The organism is Microbacterium sp. AC035 (assembly GCF_979258485.1).
Window position 1 is genome coordinate 3277753 of record NZ_OZ409858.1, and the last position, 24829, is coordinate 3302581.

21 protein-coding genes are annotated in these 24829 nt (G+C 68.6%); 8 read left to right on the forward strand and 13 right to left on the reverse strand.

What is annotated here, in order from left to right:
* Positions 1-48 precede the first annotated feature (48 nt).
* The 4 genes from ACZ0AA_RS15900 to ACZ0AA_RS15915 all read right to left on the reverse strand — a co-directional run bounded on the left by ACZ0AA_RS15900 (position 49) and on the right by ACZ0AA_RS15915 (position 3947).
* Complete coding sequence (locus tag ACZ0AA_RS15900) at positions 49-1371, reverse strand: MFS transporter (RefSeq protein ID WP_463513537.1); 1323 nt, start codon at positions 1369-1371, stop codon at positions 49-51.
* Positions 1368-1832 carry a winged helix-turn-helix transcriptional regulator gene (locus ACZ0AA_RS15905; protein ID WP_463513538.1) on the reverse strand — a complete coding sequence of 155 codons (465 nt, stop codon included), beginning with the start codon at positions 1830-1832 and terminating at the stop codon, positions 1368-1370. The genes ACZ0AA_RS15900 and ACZ0AA_RS15905 overlap by 4 nt, the downstream gene beginning before the upstream one ends.
* Positions 1833-1930: 98 nt before the next feature.
* Positions 1931-3208, reverse strand: coding sequence for a phosphoribosylamine--glycine ligase (gene purD / locus ACZ0AA_RS15910; RefSeq protein ID WP_463513539.1), 1278 nt, complete (start codon positions 3206-3208; stop codon positions 1931-1933).
* Between the two features lie 58 nt (positions 3209-3266).
* Entirely contained in the window at positions 3267-3947 is a 681-nt protein-coding gene (locus ACZ0AA_RS15915) for an NUDIX hydrolase (protein ID WP_463513540.1), read from the reverse strand.
* Positions 3948-4117: 170 nt separating this feature from the next.
* Here ACZ0AA_RS15915 and ACZ0AA_RS15920 point away from each other — a divergent pair, with 170 nt between their 5' ends.
* The gene (locus ACZ0AA_RS15920; protein WP_400862552.1) at positions 4118-4489 is read left to right on the forward strand and encodes a sterol carrier family protein; all 372 of its coding nucleotides are present in this window, start codon (positions 4118-4120) and stop codon (positions 4487-4489) included.
* A gap of 10 nt (positions 4490-4499) precedes the next feature.
* Here ACZ0AA_RS15920 and ACZ0AA_RS15925 read toward each other — a convergent pair whose 3' ends face one another.
* The 3 genes from ACZ0AA_RS15925 to ACZ0AA_RS15935 are packed head-to-tail and all read right to left on the reverse strand — an operon-like array spanning position 4500 to position 7485.
* Positions 4500-5300, reverse strand: coding sequence for a heme ABC transporter ATP-binding protein (locus tag ACZ0AA_RS15925; RefSeq protein WP_463513541.1), 801 nt, complete (start codon positions 5298-5300; stop codon positions 4500-4502).
* Positions 5291-6364, reverse strand: coding sequence for a FecCD family ABC transporter permease (locus ACZ0AA_RS15930; RefSeq protein WP_400862549.1), 1074 nt, complete (start codon positions 6362-6364; stop codon positions 5291-5293). The genes ACZ0AA_RS15925 and ACZ0AA_RS15930 overlap by 10 nt, the downstream gene beginning before the upstream one ends.
* Entirely contained in the window at positions 6361-7485 is a 1125-nt protein-coding gene (locus ACZ0AA_RS15935; protein ID WP_463513542.1) for a heme/hemin ABC transporter substrate-binding protein, read from the reverse strand. Before ACZ0AA_RS15935 ends, ACZ0AA_RS15930 begins: the two co-directional genes overlap by 4 nt.
* Positions 7486-7647: 162 nt before the next feature.
* On the opposite strand from ACZ0AA_RS15935, the gene ACZ0AA_RS15940 reads away from it, so the two are divergent.
* Together ACZ0AA_RS15940 and ACZ0AA_RS15945 are read left to right on the forward strand one after the other, a co-directional pair.
* Entirely contained in the window at positions 7648-12654 is a 5007-nt protein-coding gene (locus tag ACZ0AA_RS15940) for an HtaA domain-containing protein (protein ID WP_463513543.1), read from the forward strand.
* 102 nt (positions 12655-12756) lie between these two features.
* Positions 12757-13071: a potassium transporter Trk gene (locus ACZ0AA_RS15945; RefSeq protein ID WP_400862543.1), complete on the forward strand. Its 315-nt coding sequence runs from the start codon at positions 12757-12759 to the stop codon at positions 13069-13071.
* Positions 13072-13096: 25 nt separating this feature from the next.
* On the opposite strand, the gene ACZ0AA_RS15950 is transcribed toward ACZ0AA_RS15945, so the two are convergent.
* Positions 13097-13729: a zinc-binding alcohol dehydrogenase gene (locus ACZ0AA_RS15950; protein ID WP_400862541.1), complete on the reverse strand. Its 633-nt coding sequence runs from the start codon at positions 13727-13729 to the stop codon at positions 13097-13099.
* Positions 13730-13791: 62 nt separating this feature from the next.
* On the opposite strand from ACZ0AA_RS15950, the gene purM reads away from it, so the two are divergent.
* From purM to ACZ0AA_RS15965, 3 genes are read left to right on the forward strand one after another with little or no spacing between them, the layout of a single operon-like run.
* Positions 13792-14907, forward strand: a complete 1116-nt coding sequence (purM, locus tag ACZ0AA_RS15955) for a phosphoribosylformylglycinamidine cyclo-ligase (protein WP_400862539.1) — start codon at positions 13792-13794, stop codon at positions 14905-14907.
* A 6-nt stretch (positions 14908-14913) separates the two neighbouring features.
* Positions 14914-16386 carry an amidophosphoribosyltransferase gene (gene purF, locus ACZ0AA_RS15960; protein ID WP_400862537.1) on the forward strand — a complete coding sequence of 491 codons (1473 nt, stop codon included), beginning with the start codon at positions 14914-14916 and terminating at the stop codon, positions 16384-16386.
* Positions 16359-17687: an MFS transporter gene (locus ACZ0AA_RS15965; protein ID WP_400862535.1), complete on the forward strand. Its 1329-nt coding sequence runs from the start codon at positions 16359-16361 to the stop codon at positions 17685-17687. Before purF ends, ACZ0AA_RS15965 begins: the two co-directional genes overlap by 28 nt.
* 33 nt (positions 17688-17720) lie before the next feature.
* Here the strand turns inward: ACZ0AA_RS15965 and ACZ0AA_RS15970 are convergent, their stop codons facing one another.
* A complete protein-coding gene (locus ACZ0AA_RS15970; protein WP_400862533.1) occupies positions 17721-18542 on the reverse strand; it encodes an MOSC domain-containing protein in 822 nt (273 codons plus the stop codon).
* Between the two features lie 133 nt (positions 18543-18675).
* The gene (locus ACZ0AA_RS15975) at positions 18676-18864 is read right to left on the reverse strand and encodes a DUF3073 domain-containing protein (protein WP_042537993.1); all 189 of its coding nucleotides are present in this window, start codon (positions 18862-18864) and stop codon (positions 18676-18678) included.
* Between the two features lie 149 nt (positions 18865-19013).
* Between ACZ0AA_RS15975 and ACZ0AA_RS15980 the strand changes: the two genes are divergently transcribed.
* On the forward strand, positions 19014-19556 hold the full coding sequence (locus ACZ0AA_RS15980) for a universal stress protein (RefSeq protein ID WP_400862531.1): 543 nt from the start codon (positions 19014-19016) through the stop codon (positions 19554-19556).
* Between the two features lie 70 nt (positions 19557-19626).
* On the opposite strand, the gene ACZ0AA_RS15985 is transcribed toward ACZ0AA_RS15980, so the two are convergent.
* From ACZ0AA_RS15985 to ACZ0AA_RS15995, 3 genes are all read right to left on the reverse strand, one after another.
* Complete coding sequence (locus ACZ0AA_RS15985; RefSeq protein ID WP_400862529.1) at positions 19627-20253, reverse strand: PadR family transcriptional regulator; 627 nt, start codon at positions 20251-20253, stop codon at positions 19627-19629.
* Positions 20250-21089 carry a DUF4097 family beta strand repeat-containing protein gene (locus ACZ0AA_RS15990; RefSeq protein WP_400862527.1) on the reverse strand — a complete coding sequence of 280 codons (840 nt, stop codon included), beginning with the start codon at positions 21087-21089 and terminating at the stop codon, positions 20250-20252. Before ACZ0AA_RS15990 ends, ACZ0AA_RS15985 begins: the two co-directional genes overlap by 4 nt.
* A gap of 187 nt (positions 21090-21276) precedes the next feature.
* On the reverse strand, positions 21277-23763 hold the full coding sequence (locus ACZ0AA_RS15995; protein ID WP_463513544.1) for a glycogen/starch/alpha-glucan phosphorylase: 2487 nt from the start codon (positions 23761-23763) through the stop codon (positions 21277-21279).
* Between the two features lie 139 nt (positions 23764-23902).
* On the opposite strand from ACZ0AA_RS15995, the gene ACZ0AA_RS16000 reads away from it, so the two are divergent.
* On the forward strand, positions 23903-24691 hold the full coding sequence (locus ACZ0AA_RS16000) for a MerR family transcriptional regulator (protein ID WP_463513545.1): 789 nt from the start codon (positions 23903-23905) through the stop codon (positions 24689-24691).
* The last annotated feature ends 138 nt before the right edge of the window (positions 24692-24829 follow it).

Genomic DNA, 24829 nt, shown 5'->3' on the forward strand with positions numbered 1-24829 from the left:
TCCCCGTTCGGGAGGGGGCCTTCGTCCGTGTGCGGCGAGGGGCGGCGGTCAGTCGGACGCGACCTGGGCCGGATGCCGGCGGATCGTGGCGCTCACCAGCGCGGCGACGGCGCACAGACCGGCGGCCGCGAACCAGGCGACGGTGTACTGACCGGTGTGGTCGCGCACCATGCCCGCGAGGAACGACGCGATGCCGGCGCCGATCTGATGCGAGGCGAACACCCAGCCGAACACGAGAGGGCCCCGATCGCCGAAGACCTCGCGGCACAGTGCGATGGTGGGCGGCACGGTCGCGACCCAGTCGAGGCCGTAGATCACGATGAACACGATGATGCTCGGCTGCACCTCGGCTGACAGCAGGCTCGGCAGGAAGAGCAGGCTCACGCCGCGCAGCGCGTAGTACGCGGCCAACAGGATGCGGGGGTTCACCCGATCGGTCAGCCAGCCCGAGAACACCGTGCCGACGATGTCGAAGATCCCCACGACCGCGAGCAGGCCCGCGGCGGTGGTCGTCGCCATCCCGTGGTCGTGGGCACTGGGGATGAAGTGCGTGCCGATCAGGCCGTTGGTCGTCGCCCCGCAGATCGCGAACCCGATCGCCAGAGCCCAGAACGTCTTGGTGCGTGCGGCGTCGCGCAGCGTGGTGATCGCGAGGCGCGCGGCGCCCCACGCACTGCCCTTCGGCCGCGCAGCCACGGTGACGGGGCCGGTGTCGCCGTAGCGGTTGACGCCGAGATCGCTCGGACGGTTGCGCACGAAGATCCAGACCAGGGGAACGACCGCGAGCGCACCCCCGGCGATGATCAGCGATGCTCCGCGCCACCCGATGTCCTCGGCCGCCGTGGCGATCACAGGCAGGAAGAGGAGCTGTCCGGTCGCGCTGCCGGCGGTGAGCACACCCGAGACCAGGCCGCGCCTCGTCGCGAACCAGGTGTCGGTGATCGTGGCCGCGAACACCAGCGCCATCGAGCCGGTGCCGAGTCCGATGAGCACGCCCCAGGTCAGAATCAGCTGCGCCGGGGTGGCGACGAAGACGCTCAGGGCCGCACCCGCGCCGATCACGAACAGAGCGGTGACGGTGACGGCGCGGATGCCGAAACGCTGCATGAGGGCTGCGGCGAACGGCGCGGTGAGGCCGAACAGCAGCAGGTTGACCGTGACCGCGAGCGAGAGCTCGGCGGTGGTCCAGCCGAACTCGTCCTGCAGGGGCAGCATCAGCACCCCGGGTGCCGCACGGAACCCGGCGGCTCCGATCAGGGCGATCAGTGCGACGAGTGCGACGATCCACGCGGGATGGATTCGGCGCTGCGGCATCGCAGGCTGAGGGGGTGTCGGAAGGCCGCTCGGCTCCTCGACCGATTCGGCGGTCATGCTGCGCTGCCCGAAGCGAGGGCGAACGGCTCGCCGCCCATGCTGCGCCGCGCCCAGCGAGTGCTGTCGGCATCCAGCGGAGCGGCGCATTCCGCGCACCAGTCGGCGGATGCGGCGATCGCGCCGCAGCGCGCGCAGCTGATCGTCAGCCCCCAGGGGCCGTCCGGATCGAGCGCGCGCGTGAATCGCGCGTAGGCGTGGAGGATCGGGAGGGTCTCGCGTCCGGCGTCGGTGAGCCGATAGCCGGGATCGTCGTGCGCGACCAGGCCCGCCTCGGTCATCGAGGTGAGACGTCGGGCGAGCACGGAGTCGGCGGCTCCGGTGGCTTCGCGCAGCTCATCGAAGCGCGTGCGAGCCGAGAACAGCTCGCGCAGGATCAACAGCACCCAGGGGTCGGCGAGCACATCGGCGGAGCGGGCGATCGGACACGTGGCTGTCGACCAGTCGGAGCGGAGCGGCATCCGCTCACTTTCTTGAAGAAAGCTCCCGGTGTCAACCGTCCGTGTCCGGAATGGCGGAGTACCTGCGCGAATCGGCAGGAAAGAGACGACGGGGCGAGTTATTCCGCGACGCGAGCGGCGATGTCCGTGCGGAAGTGCGAACCCTCGAGAGTGATGCGGCCGATCGCCTCGTAGGCCCGGTCGCGGGCGGTGCGGAAGTCGGATGCCACGGCGACGACGTTCAGCACGCGACCGCCGGTCGCGATCAGCGAGCCGCCGGGTGCATCAGGGCTGGCGGTCGCTGCGTGCACGAGTCGCACGCCCTCGACGGCCGCGGCCTCGGCCAGACCCTCGATCGGGCGCCCGGTCTGCGGTGCCTCGGGGTAGCCCTCGCTGGCCAGGACGACCGTGATGGCGACGTCATCGCTGAAGACCGGCTCTGGCTGGTCTTCCAGGGTGCCGGATGCTGCGGCGAGCAGCAGCTCGGACAACGGGGTCACGAGGCGCGGGAGCACGATCTGCGTCTCGGGGTCGCCGAAGCGGGCGTTGAACTCGATCACGCGCACACCGGCGGGAGTCAGGATGAGGCCGGCGTAGAGCAAGCCGATGAACGGGGTGCCCTCCTCGTCGAGCTGACGGATCACGGGCAGGGCGACATCTCGAGTGACCTCGTCGACGAAGGCCTGCTCGCTGCCGAACTGCTCGGCGAGCCACGGCAGGGGCGAGTACGCACCCATTCCACCCGTGTTGGGGCCCTCGTCGCCGTCGAGCGCACGCTTGAAATCCTGGGCCGGGCTGAGCGCGCGCACGGTGTCGCCGTCGCTCAGGAAGAACAGCGAGACCTCGGGGCCGGAGAGGAACTCCTCGATGAGCACGGGGCCGGAGGGCAGGTAGTGCTCGGCATGGGCGAGCGCGTCTGCGCGGTCGGCGGTGACGATGACGCCCTTGCCTGCTGCCAGCCCGTCGGCCTTGACCACGTACGGGGCGCCGAGCTCGTCGAACGCGGCCTCGACCTCGGCGGTCGTGGTGGCGCGCACCGCACGACCGGTGGGCACGCCCGCGGCATCCATGATCCGCTTCGCGAACGACTTGGAGCCCTCGAGCTGCGCGGCAGCTTTGCCGGGGCCGAACACGGGGATGCCGTGCGAGCGCAGCACATCTGCGACGCCGGCGACGAGAGGGGCCTCGGGCCCGATGACCACGAGGTCGACGGCGTGCTCGTTGGCGAACGAGGTCACGGCCGCCCCGTCGAGCATGTCGAGGGTGACCGGCGTCGCATCCTGCGCGATTCCGGCGTTGCCGGGGGCGACGAAGATCTCGTGCTCCGCGGTCTCTGCTCGCAGAGCGAGGATGATCGCGTGCTCACGGGCACCGGAACCGAGGACGAGAATCTTCACCCGTCCAGACTACCGAGGCGGGCGGGCGCGTTTCGGCGGGTTGCGGCGCGAGACCGGGTCAGAGCTCGACCGGGCGCTCGACCGACGGGTCCCACGGCACGGTCCAGCCGGCCGCGTCGAACAGTGCATCGAGCACCATGGCCGTGAAGCCCCACACGATCGTGCCGTCGACATCGAACGCCGGCCCCTTCCAGGTGCGACCCATGCGGTGGATCGTCGATGTGAACCGGGTCGTCGGGTCGAGCAGCTGCGCCACGGGCACACGGAACACGTCGACCGTCTCCGCGTGATCCACGGCCGCGACGCGCGATGGTGAACGCCACCAGCCGAGCACCGGGGTGACCATGTGGTTGCTCGCGGCGAGCGGGATCTCCGAGAGAGTGGCGAGGATCTCGACGCCGCCCGGGTCGAGCCCCGTCTCCTCTTCGGCTTCGCGCAGGGCGGTGGCGACGGCATCCGCATCGGCGTCCTCGGCCCGGCCGCCGGGGAACGACACCTGCCCGGGGTGCGACGACAGCGTGGCGGCTCGGCGCTGCAGCAGCACATCGAGGTCTGCGGCCATGGTCGCGGTGTCTGTTTGAGCCGGGATGCTGTCGAGCCTTCCGAACAGCACGAGCACGGATGCCGGGTGGGCCGTGCCGTCGACAGGAGGGAGGGGTCTCGTCCAGCCCGCACTGCGCTGCGCCGCGGCGAGCAGCTCGGCTCTCGCGCCGTGCAGGGTGTCGGGATTCTGGCTCATCGCCTCGAGCCTATTCCTGTGCGCCGGGATGGAGGCGGGCGGCGTGTGCGCCAGCGAAGGAGATTCGCGCTTCGGAAGGCCGAATTCGGGAAATCTCTCCTTCGGAAGCGCGCATCTCCTTTCGAAGCGCGCGCATCCAGGGCGAATGGCCCCGGCGTAGCCTGGTCACCATGCCCTCCAGGAAGATCGACATCATCGCGGGGCGCGCCGCACTCGATGCGGTGCGCCGAGCGGATGCCGCCGGCGACAAGCCGCAGCGCACCGACCTCGCGACGTCCGTGCGGTACCTGCTGCAGCTGCTCGATGAGAAGGCTCCGGGCAACAGCGTCGAGGTGCGGGTGCCGCCGTTCGGCGCCGTGCAGGTGATCCAGGGCCCTCGGCATACGCGTGGCACCCCGCCGAACGTCGTCGAGATGGACCCCGCGACGTGGATCGCCGTCGCCACGGGCACGGAGCACTGGGCGGATGCCGCGGGCTCGGGCCGGGTCAGCGCCTCCGGCACCCGCGCCGACCTCTCGGACGTCTTGCCCCTTCGCCCCTGAAGCGACCCGGTCAGCGACTGCGGCGCGCGACCACCAGCGGCACACCCGTCGCCGGATGCGGGAACACGTCGACCGGCTGTCCGTAGACGGCCTCGATCCGCTCGGCCGTGAGAACGTCGGCAGCGGCACCCGTTGCGGCGACCCGGCCCTCCGACAGCAGCGTCACGCGATCCGCGTGCGCGAGTGCGGCGTTGAGGTCGTGCAGCACGATCGCGACAGCGAGACCGGCATCCGCCTGCCCTCGAATGAGCCGCATGACGTCTTCGTGATGCTTCAGATCGAGTGCCGCCGTCGGCTCGTCGAGCAGAAGGATTCCGGTGCTCTGCGCGATCACTCGGGCCAGCGCAACGCGGGCGCGCTCGCCGCCCGAGAGCGAGGTGACTCCGCGAGGGGCGAGAGGCAGCACTTCGGTCGATGCCATCGCGGCAGCGACGATCTCGTCGTCATCGTGAGCAGCGCCGGTGCGTGCCCACGGGGCTCGTCCCATGCGCACGACCTGCTCGGCGCTGAATGAGAACGACACCGCGTTCTCCTGCAGCAGCACGGCCCTGGCTCGCGCCATGTCCTGAGCGCGGATGCCGTCGATCGGCACCCCGTCGAGCAGCACGTCTCCCGTGCTCGGCATGACATCTCCGGACAGGACCCCGAAGAGAGTCGTCTTGCCCGCGCCGTTGGGCCCGACCAGCGCATGGCTCTCGCCGGCCCTGATCTCGATCGACGCGTCGTCGAGGATCGCGCGCCCGCCGCCGACGAGCACGGTGACGCCGGTCGCCTCCAGGCGGGTCGTGGCATTAACAGCGTTCATGCCCATCCTCCCGACCGGCGGCGCGTGCGCACGAGCAGCCACAGGAAGAACGGTCCGCCGACGAGTGAGGTGATCATGCCGATCGGCAGGTCGGCCAGCGGCACGGCGGTGCGTGCGACGAGGTCGGCGACCGCGATCAGCAGCGCGCCGCCGAGCGCCGAGGTGATCATCAGCGGCAGATGCGCGGGCCCGATGATCATGCGCATCAGGTGTGGCACGACGAGGCCCGCGAACCCGATGATGCCGGCGAAGGCCACCGCGGCGCACACGAGGATCGCGACCGTGACGATCACGACCATCCGCAGCAGCTCGACGTTGACGCCGAGGTGCCGGGCGGTGCGCTCGCCGAGGGCGAAGAGGTCGAGCTGCGGTGACACGATCAGTGCGACGACGACACCGATGGCGACGAGCGGCGCGACCAGGGCGACGTTCGACCAGAGTGCGCCGTTGAGCGATCCGAGCTGCCAGAACACGATCTGCTCACGCGTCGACGTCGTGCCGAGAAAGGTGAGGAAGGCCATGCCGGCGCCCGCGATCGCATTGATCGCGATGCCCGTCAGCAGCAGCGTCACGACCTCGGTGCGGCCGCCGGACCGGCTGATGAAGTAGACGGCGAGCACGGCCGCGAGCCCGCCGAGGAAGGCGAACGCGGGGGTGGTCCACATGCCGAACGACGCGAGCCCCAGCGTGATGCTCGCCGCCGCGCCGAGGGCAGCACCGGACGAGACGCCGACGACCCCGGCATCCGCCAGCGGATTTCCGAAGATCGCCTGCATGAGCACGCCTGACACCGCGAGGGCGGCACCGACGAGCAGGCCGAGCACCAGGCGAGGGAGACGCAGGTTGTAGATCACGCCGTAGTCGGCCGCCTGGGTGGGTGCCCAGGCGGTGTCGATGCCGATGCCGCGCAGCAGCACCCCGATGAGGTCGGTGGGGGAGAGCGAGTACTGGCCGCTCGTGATCGACGCGATGCAGGTCACGAGGAGGGCGGCGACGAGGCCGATGATGACGAGCGTGAAGCGCAGCCCGAGATGACGCGACGGCGTGCGGGTGACGACCTCGCCGGTCACTTCGCGGACTCGGCGGTCGCGGACTCGGGTGCGTAGAGTGCTCGAGCGAGTGCGCCGATCACGTCGGCCGATCGAGGGCCGAAGCTGAGGATCTCACTGTCGGCCATGTCGATCACGCGCCGGTTCGCTCCTGCGGGAGTCTCGGCGATCGCCGGGATGCGCTCGATCAGGCCGTCGATGCCGTCGACCGATTCGAGTCCGTCGGTCATCATCACGAGCACGTCGGGCTTCGCGGCGACGAGCGCTTCGGCGGTCATCGGCTTCATGCCGGTCCATCCGATCTCGGCCGCGACATCGACCCCGCCGACGGCGTCGATCAGAGAATCGGCACCAGAGTCCTCGCCGAAGATGTAGTAGATGTTCGCATTGCCGCGCACGTAGAGGAACAGCATCCGCGCCCGGTCGTCGACGTCGGACGGCGCGACCTCGGCGATCTCGGCCAGCGCATCGTCGAGGTCGGCGTCGAGGCGCTCGATCAGCGCGGCCCCGCGCGAAGGCACGCCGAGCGCCGCGGCGATCTCGGTGACCAGCTCGTCGGTCGTGTCGAGTCGCCGGTCGCTCGAGATCACCACGACCGCGATGCCGGCGTCGCGCAGCTGCTGGCGGATCTCCTTCGGGCCGATCGTGGTGTCGGTGAGGATGATCGTCGGAGCGAGTTCGAGGATCGCCTCGGCATTGAGCGTGTGGCCGGTCTTGGTGACCACGGGGAGTTCTTCGGTGCCGGCGAACATCGTCGACGAGTCGCGGCCGACGACCTGATCGCCGAGGCCCAGGGCGAAGACGGTCGAGGCGATCGTGCCCGAGATGTCGATCGGCAGGATGCGGTCGACGTCCGTGATCTCGACCTCGCGATCCTCGGTGTCGGTGACGGTCACGGGGAGTTCCGGGGCGGTGTCGTCGGCGACCGGCTCGATCGCATGGTTCGAGAGACAGGCCGTGGATCCACCGGTCGCGCCGCGCACGTCGTCGACGAGATCCAGCTCGGCGAGGGGAACGGATGCCTGGGGGCACGCGTGCGCGGTCTCGCTCTGCTGCGGTGCGGCGGAGGCTCCCGGGTCTGCGCACGCGGCCAGACCGACGGCCAGAGCGGCGGCGAGGAGAAGGGCTGAGGCGCGTCGCATTAGGCAAGGCTATCCTAAAACTTGACTCGGCCTCACGGCCGCCTCTATTCTCAGGAATGGAGCTTACTTAGCTAAGCCTAACCAACAATCACCCTCTCGCCCGACCGCACAGCGGCACCGCCGGCGCGCATCGATTTCGCGCGCCTCGGAGCCTGGAGAATCGTGAACGCCACAGCCACAGCATCCACGGGGAGCAGCCGCATACGCGTGCTGGTCGCCGCCTTCGTCTCCCTCCTTCTGATAGCGGCCGGTGCGGTGATCGTTCCCCCCGCGCACGCAGCGAGCGGGACTGTCGCGACGTCCGTGACCTCGGTCGACACGGCTGGCATCACGGTGCAGGTCGACGCCTCGGGCTTGCCCGACGTCACGCGCATCTATGCAGCGCTCATCGTGAAGGGCACCGAAGCTGGGCTCTCAGGCCCCGGCGGCGGGTACGCGGCCTTCGCGCAGCCGTTCCCCGCGGTGACCGCCGGCGCGAGTGCCTTCACACTGACCGCCGCCGCAGCCGGGCTCGACCGCACTCAGGTGTACGAGGTGCTCATCTGGCAGCAGCACTCGGTGCCGAACGCTCAGACCATCTATGCCCGGGGCGACGTCGCCATCTCGGGTGCGCAGTGGGATGCGGTCTTCGGTGTGGAGACGACCGACCCGGGTACCGATCCAGGTACCGATCCCGGAACCGATCCGGGTACGGACCCGGGTACTGATCCAGGAACCGATCCGGGCACGGACCCCGGAACCGATCCGGGCACGGACCCCGGAACCGATCCGGGTACTGATCCAGGAACCGACCCGGGCACCGACCCCGGAACCGACCCCGGAACGAACCCCGCTGCACCAGCGATCGAAGTGTTCCTGGCTGACGGCACGACGCCGGCCGGCACGACCGCACTGAAGGCGGGCGACAAGGTCGTCGTGAAGGGTTCGGGTTACGACCCGACCGCGAACGTCGGGGGCCGCGGCGTTCCGATTCCGGCGAACCTCCCGCAGGGCACGTATGTCGTGTTCGGCAACTTCGCGTCGACCTGGCAGCCCTCCGCGGGCGCCGCGGGAGCAACGCGCTCGGTCGGGGCTCAGGCGTGGGCGCTGTCCGAGACGGTTCTGAACCAGGTTCCGACGCAGTTCCAGGGCGCGATCCGCGCCCAGTGGGTGAACATCGCAGCCGACGGCACGTTCGAGGCGACAGTGACGCTGAAGGACGCCGCGGCCGCCCCCGGCGCCTACGGCATCTACACCTACGGCGCCGGTGGAGTCATCAACGCCGCTCAGGAGAAGAGCGTCGCCCTCAACTACTCGGGCGCACCCAAGATCACTGTCGCTTCGGCGGTCGCGACGGGTGACCCCGGCATCACCACGACCGTGACCGGCTCCTCGTTCGGCTCGGCGTCGGGCGTCTATGCGGCGGTCATCGAGAAGGGCACCGAGGCGAACGTGACTGCAGGGGGCGGGTTCGCCGCCATGCAATACGTTCGCGGCATCACGGGTGGTGCGTTCTCGGTCGATCTCACGGCGAAGGCGGCAGATCTCGATCGCACCAAGAGCTACGAGGTGATCGTCTGGACGCAGCACACGCTGCCGAGCGCCCAGACGATCCTCGCTCGCGCGGCGGTCACGGTCAGCGACGCGGACTGGGATGCCATCGAGCCGACGACTCCGGCCGAGCCTGCGATCCAGGTGTTCCTCGCTGACGGCACGACTCCGGCCGGGGCCAACGCGCTGAAGCCGGGTGACAAGGTCGTCGTGAAGGGCTCGGGGTATGACCCGACTGCGAACGTCGGTGGCCGCGGCATGCCGATTCCCGCGAATCTCCCGCAGGGCACGTACGTCGTGTTCGGCAACTTCGCCTCGACCTGGCAGCCCTCGACGGGCGCGGCCGGCTCGACGCGTTCGGTCGGCTCGCAGGCGTGGGCGCTCGCAGAGAGCGTGTTGAATCAGGTTCCCGCGCAGTTCCAGGCCGCGATCCGCGCGCAGTGGGTCGACATCGCCGCCGACGGCACCTTCCAGGCGACCCTGACGCTGAAGGATGCTCCGGCGACGCCGGGCTCTTATGGCGTGTACACCTATGGCGCCGGCGGCGTCACCAATGCGACGCAGGAGAAGAGCGTCGCCCTCAACTACGGCAACGCCTCGGCCTCGCTCACATCGACCGTGAAGTCCGCGACGGCAGCTGACGGTCTCACTGTCACGGCATCCGGTTCGAAGCTGGGTGATGTCACCGGTGCGTATGTGGCGCTGATCGAGAAGGGCACGGAGGCGGATGTCACGGCTGGTGGTGGCTTCCTGGGGATGGAGTACGTGCGGAGCATCACCGGGGGCGCGTTCGCCGTCGATCTGACTGCGGCTGCTGAGACCCTGGACCGTTCGAAGACCTATGAGGTCATCGCGTGGCAGCAGCACTCCCTCCCGACTGCGGACACGATCTACGCCCGCTCGACGGTGAAGATCACGGATGCGCAGTGGGACGCACTGCTCCCCACCCCCACCACGCCCGCGGCCTCGCTCACGGCGAAGGTGAAGTCCGCGACGGCAGCTGACGGTCTCACCGTCACTGCCACCGGTTCGAGACTCGGCGACGTGACGGGTGCGTATGTGGCTCTGATCGAGAAGGGCACGGAGGCGGATGTCACCGCCGGCGGCGGCTTCCTTGCAATGGAATACGTGCGGAACATCACCGGTGGCGCGTTCGCCGTCGACCTCAACGCGGCGGCCGACGTCCTGGACCGTTCGAAGACCTATGAGGTCATCGCGTGGCAGCAGCACACCCTCCCGACCGCGGACACGATCCATGCACGCTCGACCGTCAAGATCACGGATGCACAGTGGAACGCGCTGTTGGGTGCTCCGGATGCTCCGGCTCTCGCGACCGCGGTCAAGTCCGCGAGCGCGGCTGACGGTCTCACCGTCTCTGCAGCAGCCAAGAATCTCGGCGACGTGACGGGTGCGTACGTCGCTCTGATCGAGAAGGGCACCGAAGCCGACGTCACCGCCGGGGGTGGCTTCCTCGCGATGGAGTACGTGCGGAACATCACGGGTGGCGCGTTCGCCGTCGACTTGACTGCGGCCGCTGATGCTCTCGATCGTTCGAAGACCTATGAGGTCATCGCGTGGCAGCAGCACACCCTCCCCACCGCGGAGACGATCCATGCACGCTCGACCGTCAAGATCACCGATGCACAGTGGAACGCGCTGTTGGGTGCTCCGGATGCTCCGGCTCTCACCACCGCGGTGAAGTCCGCGAGCGCGGCTGACGGTCTCACCGTCACTGCCACCGGTTCGAGACTCGGCGACGTGACGGGTGCGTACGTCGCTCTGATCGAGAAGGGCACGGAGGCGCAGGTCACCGCCGAAGGTGGCTTCCTCGCGATGAAGTTCGTGCAGGGCATCGAGTGGGGCGCGTTCTCCGTCGACCTCAACGCGTCGGCCGAGAGCCTCGACCGCACGAAGACCTATGAGGTCGTCGCGTGGCGGCAGCACACCCTCCCGACCGCGGAGACGATCCACGCACGCTCGACCGTCAAGATCACGGATGCACAGTGGAAGGGCCTGTTCGGCGAGAAGCCCGAGACCCCGCCGACGCCTCCGAACCCGACGACTCCGACCTCGCCGGCGGTCTCGGTGCCTGGCGGCTCGCTGCGGTGGGGCATCTCGACGTCCTTCACGGAGTATGTCGTCGGCGGTATCGCCAAGGGGGCGATCGACGTATCCGGCGGGGCGACCCGTTCGAACGGCGTGTTCCAGTTCGGCCAGACGGTCGGCGGTGACTACAACGCGGCGACCGGTCTCGGCAGTGTGATCTATCGCGGCTCGGTGCGCTTCACCGGTCACAGCGGCGTCCTCGATGTCACGGTGTCGAACCCGCAGGTCACCGTCACCTCCGCAGGCGCGGCGACGCTGTCCGTGACGCATGGCGGCGCCCAGGTGCCCTTCGCGACGCTCGACCTGTCCCGAGCCGCCATCACGACGGCGAACGGCGCGGTGAGTTACTCGGGCGTGCCCGCGTCGCTGACGGCCGAGGGGCGTGACCGCGTGCTTGCGGGCTTCTCGACCAATCTGGATCCCGTGTCGTTCACGATCGGCTCGGTTGCGGCGGCTCCGACCGGCACCACCGGAACGGTTGCGGCTGCCGTGGTGCAGCCGAAGGCCACGCTCCCCAGCGCACCGCCGGCGACGACGGGCATCGAGATCACTGACGAGGAGCTCGCGGCGTTGCAGTCAGGAAAGTCGGCGACGTTCTCGGCATCGGGATTCCAGCCGAACGAGACCGGCATCAAGGTCGTCGTGTACTCGACCCCGGTGCTGCTCGATACGATCTCGGCGGATGCGTCGGGCATCGCGACCTGGTCAGGCTCGCTGCCGGCCAGTCTCGAGGACGGTCCGCACACGCTGACCCTGCAGGGGTCGGTGGTTCGCGGTCTCGAGTTCACCCTGACGCGGGAGGCTGCGGTGATCGGGGCGTGCACGGTCGACGGCGCGACTCTCGAATGGGGATACAAGGAATCGTTCCGCACCTACATCGAGGGCATCGCGGCCGGGGGCTGGACGTTGACCGATGTGGTCTACGAGTACCCCGCCTTCGTGTGGTCGAACGGGGCGGGTTCGTTCGACGACGAGACCCTCGCGGGGCTCGTCGGGTTCGGTGGCAGCATCAACTTCACGGGTCATGATGGCGCGCTGAACACGACTCTGGCCAACGCCCGCCTCGAGCTCGCTGGCGATACCGGCTATCTCGTGTTCGACGTGCTCGGCACCACGCAGGACGGACAGAGCGTCGACCAGAAGGATGTCCGTCTCGCCGAGTTCGCGCTCGGAGACACGACTGTCGTCGACGGAATGCTGTCGCTCGACGGGGTTCCCACCTCCCTCACCGAGGCAGGGGCCGCCGCCTTCGGCACCTATGCCGCCGGCGAGGAGCTCGACCCGGTGACCGCGCAGATCCCTGTCGCGGCCGAGTGCGGTGTCGTGGCTCCGGCAGAGGACGAGCCCGCCGAGTCCCAGGGCACGGCAGCCGCCGCATCCGTCACGGCTGCCGCGGACACCGACAGCGCCCCGGTGTGGCCGTGGATCGTCGGAGGCCTGGTGATCGTCGTGCTCGCCGTCGGCGGAGGCGTGCTGATCGGGCGCCGCACTGTGGCGAAGCCGACCGACGCCGAGGTCCCGACCGAGGTCTGATCCTCCGCAGAGCCGCATCGCCCTCCCCGCAGCGCACGCGGGAGGGCGATGCTCTGCGCACGTGGGGGAGCGACCCACAGGCAACGGTGGGAGAATGGATGCATGTCCTCCCACGATTCCTCCCAGACGGTCGAGGCGACCGTCCGCCGCGTGCCGCGCTTCGGCGTGTTCATGGGCATCGGCGTCGTGCTCGGCATCATCGCCGCCGGCATCCTGACGATGATGGGCAGCTACGAACCCTCCGAAGCGGTCAACGTCGTCTACCCGCCCGGACAGGTGTTCGGATTCCTGCTGCTGTGGACGGTGCCGATCGGCTTCGCCCTCGCGAGCATCGTCGCGCTGATCCTCGAGCGCGTCGCTCGCCGCCACGATCATGTCGTCACGGTCGAGCACGAGACGATCATCGCGAACGACTGACCCGGTCAGCGCACAGCAGGCCGCGTCAGGCGAGCTCTGCGATGATCGGTCGGATCGCCGCGTCGAACGACACCACGTCGCGGCGCAGCCCGTCGGTCACCGCCACGGTGAGAGCGCCGATCCACCAGATCCCTCGCTGCGAGAACGGCAGCACCTGCACGTTGAGCTCGAATGAATGCGCACGTCGCCCGATATCGCGCTCGAATTCGGCGATCGCGCTCGCGTAGGCCCGGTAGGCCTCGCCGCCGATGTTCCCGTTGCCCGACCGGCTCGCCATCGAACTGCGGATCGACGCGACATAGCGATCGTGGGCCACGCGGGCGAAGTGCATCGCCGACTCCGCATGCGGGGCGATCGCCGCAGCGAGCTGCTCGGCCCCCGTCGCAGGCAGTGCCACGAGAGTGTCGAAGCCCTCGATGAGCTCGAGGGGCACGCCGGACGGGTGCGCACGGGGTTCGACCGTCATGTCCCAGTAGTCGCGCCACTGCTTCTCCAGCGCGGGCGTCACCTCGACGGCGTCCGGTGCTCGGACGGGCAGATCGCGCAGGCTGGGGAGGTCTTCCGGGGCCCGGATGCCGAGGGATTGGCGCAGCGCGAGCGCGACGAGCACCGGAACGCTCGCGTCTTCGCGGATCAACCACTGCGGCTTGTCGGCCATGGCCCCATCGTAGGAGATGGAGGGCGGGGAGAGGAGGGCCCCGCGGGCGGTAGGCTGGTGGCGTGGCTGCCTCCCCCACCAATCCCTATTCCGAAGCCGGCGTCGATACCGCTGCAGGCGATCTCGCCGTCGAGCTGATGAAGTCTTCCGTGCGCGCGACGCACGGCCCTGAAGTGCTGGGCGGTGTCGGCGGCTTCGCCGGACTGTTCGATGCGAGCGCCCTGCGCGACTTCCGTCGCCCGCTGCTCGCGACCAGCACAGACGGCGTCGGCACGAAGGTCGCCATCGCGCAGGCCATCGACAAGCACGACACGATCGGCCAGGATCTCGTCGGCATGGTCGTCGACGACATCGTCGTGGTGGGTGCCAAGCCGCTCTTCATGACCGACTACATCGCGTGCGGCAAGGTCTTCCCGCAGCGCATCGCCGACATCGTGCGCGGCATCGCCGAGGCCTGCACCGCCACCGGCACCGCGCTCATCGGCGGCGAGACGGCCGAGCACCCGGGTCTTCTCGGTCCGCGCGACTACGACGTGGCGGGAGCCGCGACGGGTGTCGTCGAGGCCGACGGCATCCTCGGAGCCGACCGCGTGCAGGACGGAGACGTCGTTCTCGCCGTCGAGTCCAGCGGACTGCACTCCAACGGCTACTCGCTCGTGCGCCACATCGTCACGAATGCCGGAATCGGCTACGGCGACAACGCCGCGGACTTCGGCAAGACCTGGGGCGAGGCTCTTCTCGAGCCGACGCGCCTCTACACGCTCCCGCTGCTGCGGCTGATCGAGCAGCTCGGCGGGGGAGTGCACTCGCTCAGTCACGTCACCGGCGGCGGCATCGCGGCGAACCTCGCCCGGGTGCTCCCGCAGGGCAGCTGGGCAGAGGTCGACCGCAGCACCTGGTCGCCGAGCCCGGTCTTCCGCGTGCTCAGCGACATCGCGGGCTCCACGCTGGAGTCGGCGGAGGGCACGTGGAACCTCGGCATCGGATTCCTCGCGATCATCGCGGCGGACAAGAAGGATGCCGCGATCGCGGCCCTCGCCGCCGAGGGCATGCCCGCGTGGCAGGTCGGAACCGTGGGCTTCGGCGCGCGCCCGGCAGGAGAGTTCGAACAGGGCGCCAAGGGCGTCGATGGTGGAGCGGTGCGCCTGGTCGGCGCCTACGCGGACGGAGCGAAGTAAGAGTCCATGTGCGGCATCGTCGGAATGGTGGGCTCTGCCCCGGTCAATCAGGACATCTACGACGCACTCCTGCTGCTGCAGCACCGCGGTCAGGATGCAACGGGCATCGCGACCGCCGAGGCGAACGGCGTGATGCACAACGCCAAGGCGCAGGGCATGGTCCGCGAGGCGTTCCGCACGCGCGACATGCGCGGACTCCTCGGCAACGTCGGGCTCGGGCATGTGCGGTACGCGACGAAGGGCACCGCGTCGAACGAGGAGGAGATGCAGCCGTTTTACGTGAACGCGCCCTACGGCATCATCCTCATCCACAATGGCAACCTGACGAACACGCGTGAGCTCACGGCCGACATGGCCAAGCGCGACCGCCGTCACCTCAACTCCTCGAGCGACACCGAGCTGCTGCTCAACGTGCTGGCCGGCGAGCTGCAGAACACCACCTCGACGGTCGACCTCGACGCCGAGCGGGTCTTCGAGGCGGTCGAACGCACCCACGAGCGCATCGAGGGCGCCTATGCGGTCATCGCGGTCATCGCCGGCTACGGTCTGCTCGCGTTCCGTGACCCGTTCGGCATCCGCCCCCTCATCCTCGGACGCCGTCCCTCGACCGTCCCCGGCGCTGAGGGGCGCGACGAGTGGGTCGTCGCGAGCGAGTCTCTGGTGCTCGAGAACGCCGACTACGAGGTGGTCCGCGAGGTCGAACCCGGCGAGGCGATCTTCATCACGAACGAGGGCGAACTGCACAGCAGGCAGTGCGCGAAGGACGCGATGCTCGCGCCGTGCGCCTTCGAGTACGTCTACCTCGCGCGACCCGACTCGGTCATGAACGGCGTCTCGGTCTACGAGTCCCGCCTGCGGATGGGCGACAAGCTCGCCGACACGATCGCCAAGCACGTGCCGATGGACAAGATCGACGTCGTCATGCCGATCCCCGATTCGTCTCGGCCCGCGGCCATGGAGGTCGCTCGCAAGCTGGGAATCGAATATCGCGAGGGCTTCTACAAGAACCGTTACGTCGGCCGCACCTTCATCATGCCCGGTCAGGCCGTGCGCAAGAAGAGCGTGCGGCAGAAGCTGAACGCCATGTCGACCGAGTTCCAGGGCAAGAACGTGCTTCTGATCGACGACTCCATCGTGCGTGGCACGACGTCGAAGGAGATCATCCAGATGGCCCGGGATGCCGGTGCCACCTCGGTGACGTTCGCCTCCGCGGCGCCGCCCGTGCGGTATCCGCACGTCTACGGCATCAACATGCCGTCGCGCCACGAGCTCATCGCCCACGGGCGGACGATCCCCGAGATCGCCACCGAGCTGGGCTGCGACCACCTGGTCTACCAGGAGGTCGAAGACCTCAAGGCTGCGATCACCGAGGGCTCCGTGCTGAGCGATCTCGACATGAGCTGCTTCGACGGTCGGTATGTCACCGGCACGGTCTCCGACGAGTACCTCGCGTGGGTGGAGGGGTCGCAGACCTCGTGACCTCGGGTGCGCAGCCGCTTTGGCGTGGTCGTGCGCTCGCTCTCGTCGGCATCGTCCTGGTGGCGTTCTCGTTGCGGTCGGCCGTGGCATCCTTGTCGCCCGTGCTCGACCACGTCTCCGACGACTTCGCGGTGTCGTCGGTCGTCGTCGGACTGATCGGCGCAGCACCGCCGGTGTGCTTCGCCGTCTTCGGCCTGCTCACGCCGCTGTTCGAGCGGCGTTTCGGGCTCGAGCGTGTGGCGGTGGTCGCGATCGCGCTGATCGCGGCCGGGTTGCTGCTGCGCAGCCTCGCCGTCGACTCGACATCGCTGCTCGCAGCGACGGCCGTGGTCTTCGCGGGTGTCGGTTCCGGCAACGTGCTGCTGCCGCCACTCGTCAAGAAGTACTTCCCCGATCGTCTCGGCCTGATGATGACCGTCTACTCGACCACCATGGCCGTGTCGACGTTCGTGCCACCGCTGGTCGCGGTGCCCCTCGCCGACTCGGCGGGGTGGCGGGTCTCGCTGGGGCTCTGGGGCGTGTTCGCCGCGATCGCGCTGGTGCCGTGGGTGGCGATGCTGGTCACGAGTCGGGCGGATGCGGTCGCGGACGCGACCCCGCGGAGCGCTCCCGCCGCCGCCGAGGCCGAGACCGATGCGGATGCCGCCTCCATGGCGACCGGTCCGATCGCGACGACGCCCGCGAATCCTCGGGCTTTCGGTCGGCTCTGGCGACTGCCGATGGCGTGGTCGATCGCGCTCGTGTTCGCGGCGTCCTCGACGATCGCCTACGTGTCCTTCGCCTGGCTCCCCACGATCATGATCGATGTGGGTGGGGTGTCACCCGCCAACGCCGGTCTGCTGCTGTCCCTGTTCGGTCTCATGGGACTGCCGTGCTCGCTGCTCGTGCCCATCCTCATCGTGCGGTTCCAGGCGACGCGTCCGGTCTTCTTCATCGCGATCAGCTGCGGTCTCGTCGGCCTCGCGGGGATGCTGTTCTTCCCGACGGTCGGCCTGCCGCTGTGGGTGGCGTTCTTCGGGCTGGCGGCCGCGCTGTTCCCGCTCGCTCTCGTGCTGCTCAGCATCCGCTCCCGCACGCCCGAGAGCGCGGTGGCGCTCAGCGGTTTCGTGCAGAGCATCGGATATGCCGTCGCCGCCGTGTTCCCGCTGCTGATCGGGCTGCTGCACGACCTCACCGACAGCTGGCTCATCCCGCTGTGGCTTCTCGTGGGCGTGCTGATCGCGGTCATCCCCGCCGGGTGGGTCGCGGGCCGTCGCCGCACGATCGAAGAGGACTGGGAGCGCCGACACGGTCGCTGGTGACTCGCGGCGCGAGGCCCGGCACCCGGTGCGGCCTCAGTGCGCCCGCACCTCGTCGCCGATGCTGATCGTGCCGCCGGCCCACTCCGCCGATCCGTCGGTGTCGGCCCGGGGCGGAAGCAGCAGTCGCCCGAGCGTCGGCTCGTCTTGCCCGAGGTCGCTGGTGAGGGTCTTGAGCACCTTCGCATCGCGCACACCGGTGTCGGGGTTCGCATGTGTCGCCAGGCACCGCACGATCGGACCCGCCGCGCGGAACGTCACCCGGCCGATGCTCAGCTCGCCCGTCCAGTCGAGCTCGGACCAGGGGGCGGCGTCGTCGATGACGACGTTCGAGCGGAATCGGCGGTCGTCGATGCCGAAGCCGAGGGCGTCGCTCAGGGCGTCGACGCTGCCTCGACTGTGCACCGAGACGTAGCCGCGAGCGCGGTCCTGGAATCTCGATGTCACGCCGTCGCCCACCAGCACGAGCGGCAGTCGCCCCGGGCGTCGGATCCGTCGGCCTTCGGCACTCGCGAGCACGAACTCGGTCACGGCGTCCGCGAGCTCGACCCGGCCCGAGTCGTCGAGCCCGGCCTCGACGAGCACTGTTCCGCTGTGCTCGATCCGCACCCGCTGCCGATCATCGTCGTAGTCGGTGCGCAGGGTGGCAAGCCCCGGGAAATCCTGCAGCGAGAGTCCCTTCGCCTTCGGCCAGTGGTCGAGCCCGTCGCGGTGCTCGGGATCGGTCGCATCGGCGAAGCGGAACGCCAGCACGCGATCGCCCGCGATCCGGCCGTCGGACTGCACGGTCAGGGAGTCGACGGGTTCGGGAGTGAAGCCCTTGATCGGGTGACGGAAGAGCGAGACGACACGAGCCATGAGGAGATCCTCTCAGGCCGGTCGAGGTCCGTCCGCGACCGACAGGGCACGGGCTGCGCTCAGTTCCGGCATTCCGGGCACGACGAAACCCCCGTGCAGCGCACGGGGGAGTCGACGACGAACGAATCGGCGGTCAGGCCTTTTCGAGTTCGTCCTCGTCTTCGTCTGCATACTCGTCGGCCCACTTGTCGACGTATGCGTCTTCAGCGTCGCTCGGGTGCGCGAGCTCGCGCTCGAGCGCCGAGTAGTTCACCGACGGACTGAACGACTTCAGTTCGCGGGCGATCTTGGTGTGTTTCGCCTTTTGACGGCCACGGCCCATGCCTGAGACCCCCTCACGAGTTAAGCTGCGGGCAACCATCTGCCCGAGTCATTCACGACACCGGCTGAGGGCCGGTAAGAGTAGCATTCAGAATAGCACGCGGCCAGACCGCACTGGCCCGTTGGCAGCTGGTGAAGGGAGCGATCCTCATGACTGATGACACCTCGAGGCCCACCGATGAGGCCGCGCAGAACGCGACACTGCAGAAGGCCGTGATCGTCGGGATGCAGCCGGGTCAGCCGGTGCGTGTGATCGAAGAAGCGGCGCGATTCGCGCGGCTGCTCCGAGTGCCGCTCGTGGTGGCGCACGTCGACGTCACGCGCTTCGTCACCTACGAAGATCCTGACGGCTACGTGCACTCGGCACCCATCGACATCAACATCGACGCCGGAACAGCCGAGTTCGAGGCCGTGCAGGCCGAAGCCACCGCCGCCCTCGACGGAACGGGCCTGACGTGGACCGCCCGCCAGCTGGTCGGCGACCCGGCCCTCGCCATCAAGCAGCTCGCGACCAAGCTCGACGCCCAGCTGATCGTCGTCGGCACGCGCAAGCGCGGCATCGGAGAGTCGATCCGCGAGTTCTTCACCGGATCGGTCGCCGCTCGCCTCGCGCATCGTCAGCACAGGTCCGTGCTCGTCGTGCCCCTGCAAGACCCGGTGCCGGACACCCAGCCGGAGATCTGGACGGAGTAGGTCAGCCATCCGAACCGCCGAAGCCCCTCACGTCATACGACGGGAGGGGCTTCGACGGTCTTGGCAGGGGTCAGCGCCCGAGCGACGCCAGGGCGGTGGTGATGCCTCGCGCTGCGGCATCCAGTCCGTCCTCCAACTGCGTGACGACGGATGTCGGCAACGTGCCGCCCTTCGCCACGTGGGTGCGGAGGTCGGTGCGCACGCGGGCGCGGAAGGCGTTGATGACGGCATCCGCTCGGTGCAGTTCCTCGCGGCTGACGATGCGCTCGTCGTCGCCTGCGGTGCGCGGGCGGGACTTGGATGCTGCGCGGTCGTCCTTCTCAGCCGTGGCCAGGTCGGCGCGAAGGCTCTTCATGGCTTCTTTGACGCTCTGGCGGACCTCGTTGGCGATCAGGCGCACCGAGTCGGTGAGACCCGCCTCGATGCCCGCGAGGTCGCCTTCGCGTGACGTGAGCTCGGCGCGTCCGGCATCCGTGATCGAGTAGATGGTCGTGCGACCGTCGACGGTCTTGCTGACCAGACCCTCTTCCTCGAGCTTCGCGAGCCGCGGGTAGATGGTGCCGGCGCTCGGCGTGTAGGTGCCGCCCGTGCGATCGGTCAGGGCCTGGATGATGCCGTATCCGTGCTGGGGGGCCTCGGCGAGCAACGACAGCAGGTAGAGCCTGAGGTCGCCGTGGGAGAAGACTGCGGGACTCATGCTTCCCACTCCGCATCATCTGTGATCGAGGCCGGCGTGCGACGAAGGATCGTGACGCCGCCCGACACCGAGTTCGCGCGGAGATCGACGAAGCGACCCGCCAGCTCGCCGGTCGAGCCCGTGTAGTTGTTGATTCCGGAGGAGCCGCGCTCGATGCCGTCGATCAGCAGGCGACCGCTCAGCGAGCGCACGACGTAGTTCGCGGCGAGCGACTCGTCGAGGCGCACGGTGGTGCCGCCGGAGACCGAGTTGACGTTGATGGTGTTCACGTCGCCCGCTGCGTCGACCAGCGTCGACCCCGAGACGATGTCGACCGTGGCGCGGCGGATGGTGCCGGTGACCGCGACATCTCCTGAGACGCTGTTCGCACTGATCGAGCCCGTGAGGCCGCGCACCTGCACGTCGCCGGACACCGAGTTGACCGTGAGGTCGCCGATGAGCGTGTCGACGATGAGGTCGCCCGAGACGGTGTTGAGGCGGGCGTCGTTACGGATGCCGGAGACGAGTGCGCCGGCGCTGACGACGCCGAGGTTGAGGGCGATCGAGCGGGGCACGGCGACGCTGACCTCGGCCTTGGGGCCGCCGGAGCCGAAGTTGCGGAACACCTCGAGGAAGTTGTCCCAGCCGAGCTGCGGGTGATCGATCTCGACCTCGCCGTCGTTGGCTTCGATGCGGAGATCCTTGGTGGTGACACCGTGCACCTCGATGCGGATGCCGGGTTCGTCGTGCGCGATGACATCGACCTGTCCGCCCACCAGACCGATCTTCAGTCGGGTGACGTTCTCGATGTCGATGACGCGTTCTTCGCCGGGGGCGATGAGCCACTTCTCGGTCATGTCTGCTTCTCCTGGGTCGAGGGAACACGATATATCGTGTTCGAGAACAGTAACACGATATATCTCGACTTTGTCAACAGGGAGATTCCTGAGTGTGCCGTGTGCAGGATCCCGGCGCGTCTGCAGGAGCGGCTGGCCGAGATGCTCCTGCAGACGTGCTTCGGTCCTGCAAACGGGCCAGGGGTCCTCAGACGAGGGGAGGGGTGTGCCAGATCCGGTCGATGTAGTCGCGGATCGATCGGTCGGACGAGAAGAACCCGGTGCGCGCGACGTTGAGGATCGCCGAGCGGGTCCACGCATCCTGGTCGGCGTACGCAGCATCCACTGCGCCCTGTGCCTCGATGTACGACGCGTAGTCGGCGAGCACCATGAAGCGGTCTTCGTAGAGCAGGTTCGAGACCACGGGCTCGAACACCGAGCGGTCACCGCGTGAGAACGCGCCGGAGGCGATCAGGTCGATCGCCCGACGCAGGCCCTCGTCGGCCTGGTAGAACTCCTGCGGTCGGTATCCGCGGATGCTGAGGGCCTCGACCTCGGGCTCGCTCATGCCGAACAGGTAGAAGTTGTCGTCGCCCACGAGCTCGCGGATCTCGACGTTCGCCCCGTCATCCGTGCCGATCGTGAGCGCGCCGTTCAGGGCGAACTTCATGTTGCCCGTGCCCGATGCCTCTTTGCCGGCGAGCGAGATCTGCTCCGACAGGTCGGCGGCGGGGATCACGCGTTCGGCGAGGGTCACGTTGTAGTTCGGCGGGAAGACGACCTTCAGCCGACCCTCGAGACGAGGGTCGGTGTTCACGACCTCGCCGACGGCGTTGATCAGGTGGATGATGCGCTTCGCCATCGCATAGCCGGGCGCCGCCTTCGCCCCGAAGATCGCGGTGCGGGGCACGACGTCCGACACGGCGATGCGGCCCGAGATCACGCCCTCGTAGGTCGTGACGATATGCAGCACCTTCAGCAGCTGGCGCTTGTACTCGTGCAGGCGCTTGACCATGACGTCGAGCATGTGGCCGTCGCTGATCTCGACGCCGTCGCGCTCGCGCAGCACCTCGCTGAGGCGGCGTTTGTTCGCGGCTTTGACTCCGGCGAACGCCGTGCGGAACTCGGCATCCTCGGCGAACGGCTCCAGCTCGTGCAGCCGCTCGAGGTCGGTGGTCCAGCCGTCGCCGATCGCCGCGGTGATGAGGGACGAGAGCTCGGGGTTGGCGAGACGCAGGAACCGTCGAGGCGTGACGCCGTTCGTGACGTTGGTGAACTTTCCGGGGAAGAACGCATCGAAGTCATGGAGCACCTTGTCGCGGAGCAGCTGCGAGTGCAGTTCGGCCACGCCGTTGACCTTCGCACCGGCGACGGTGGCGAGATACGCCATGCGCACGGAGCGGACCGGATGCTCGGCGATGATCGACATGTTGCGCACGAGCATCTCGTCGTCGCCGAAACGCTCGCGCACCGCCACGAGGAACTCGTCGTTGATGCGGTAGATGATCTCGAGATGGCGGGGCAGCAGGCGGCCGAGCAGCTCGACCGGCCAGACCTCGAGCGCTTCGGGCAGCAGCGTGTGGCACGTGTAGGCGAAGCACTGCCGGGTGATCGCCCACGCGGCATCCCACTCGAGGTGCCTCTCGTCGATGAGCACGCGCATGAACTCGGGCACCGCGATCACCGGGTGGGTGTCGTTGAGCTGGAAGATCACGCGGTCGGGAAGGTTCGCGAGGTCGAAGCCGTCGGCGAGCATGTTGTCGAGGAAGTCGTGGATCGAGGCCGCGACGAAGAAGTACTGCTGCTGCAGTCGCAGCTCTTTGCCCTGCGGAGTGGAGTCTTCGGGGTAGAGCACCTTCGAGATGTTCTCGGCGTAGGTCTGCGCGCGCACGGCCTCTTCGTAGTCGCCGGAGTTGAAGATGCGCAGGTCGAAGGCGCTCGTCGCGACCGCGCTCCACAGCCGCAGAGTGTTGACGCGGCCGTTCCGGAAGCCGGGGACCATGTAGTTGTAGGGCACCGCCTGCACGTTCCAGGCGGGCACCCAGCGGCTGCGGGTGATGCCCTCGTCGTCGTACTTCTCGGTGTGGCCGCCGAACGCGATGGTCTGCGCGTCTTCGGGGCGGGCGAACTCCCACGGAGAGCCGAGAGCGAGCCACGCGTCGGGCTGCTCGACCTGCTGCCCGTCGACGAACGTCTGGCGGAAGATGCCGTATTCGTAGCGGATGCCGTAGCCGATGCTCGGCACGGCCATCGTGGCGAGCGAGTCGATGAAGCAGGCCGCGAGGCGCCCGAGTCCTCCGTTGCCGAGGCCGGGCTCGACCTCGTGGGCGCGCAGTTCGTCGAGCGAGACGCCGCACGAGGCGAGGGCTTCGGCCGCGACCTCCGTGAGATCGGCGGCGAGCAGGTTGTTGTCGAGCTGACGCCCCAGCAGGTACTCGGCCGAGAGGTAGCAGACGCCCTTCGACTGCACCTCCTTCTGGTGCCGCACATCTTCGAGCCAGCGCGCCATCAGGTAGTCGCGCACCGTGTGGGCGAGCGCGAGGTAGCGATCGTTGGCACTGGATGCCGACAGCGCGACGCCCCGGTCGAAGTTGAGGTTGTGCAGGAAGCGCTTCGCGAACTCATCCGCGGTGCTCGGCGGAGCGATCACAGGAGCGAGGGCGAGCGGATGCAGGGAGGAGTGTGATTCGGGCACGTGACGACCGTAGCGAGCGGCGGGCCGATTCGTGTCACGGGCGGATGAAGAATATCGGTTGGGGCCTGGCTTGACCTTGACGCAACGTCAACTTCTACCGTGGAGTTATCGCAGAACGGATCCACGGAAGGAGGACGCGATGACCGGTCGTGATTGGTCGATCCAGGAGATCGCCCGACTGGCGGGCACCACCAGCAGAACCCTGCGCCACTATGACGATGTCGGCCTGCTGCCGCCGTCGCGCATCGCGCACAACGGCTATCGCCATTACGACGAGTCCGCTCTCGTGCGCCTGCAGCGCATCCTGCTGCTGCGCGAGCTCGGACTCGGTCTGCCGCAGATCGCCGAGGTGCTGAACCCGGTGACCTCACGGCAGAGCGAGGAGTCCGCCCTCGAGACACACCTCGCGCTGCTGCGCGAGGAGCAGAACCGGCTGGCGCGACAGATCGCATCGGTCGAGAACACCATCAACGCATTGAAAGGAGGTGAAGAACTCATGGCAGAGAACATGTTCGACGGTTTCGACCACACCCAGTACAAGGAGGAGGTCGAACAGCGTTGGGGTCGCAAGACCTACGCCGACAGCGACCGCTGGTGGCGCGGGATGACCGACGCCGAACGCGCCGACTGGCAGCAGCGCGTCTCCGACCTCGGCCGCGACTGGATCGCCGCCGCAGAGAGCGGCATCGACCCGGCATCCGCCGAGGCACAGGACATCGCCCGGCGCCACGTCGAGTGGCTCACCGGCATCCCGGGTACCCCCGCGGCTGTGCCGGGCGGCGACGTCAAGGCATACGTCATCGGACTCGGCGAGATGTACGTCGCAGACCCGCGCTTCGGCTCGAACTACGCGACGTCGGCGGGTGGCACGCAGGGCGCGGAGTTCGTCCGCGACGCGCTCCGCATCTACGCGGAGGGCAACCTGTAACGCGCTGGACAGCATCCGCTGGTCGTGCGGGGTCAGTTACGCATCCGAATCGCCCGATTCAGGTGCGTAATTGACCCCCGCACCGCGCCGGTGGTGCGTGCCCGGCCGCACCGACACACCCCGCTTTGCACAGATCCA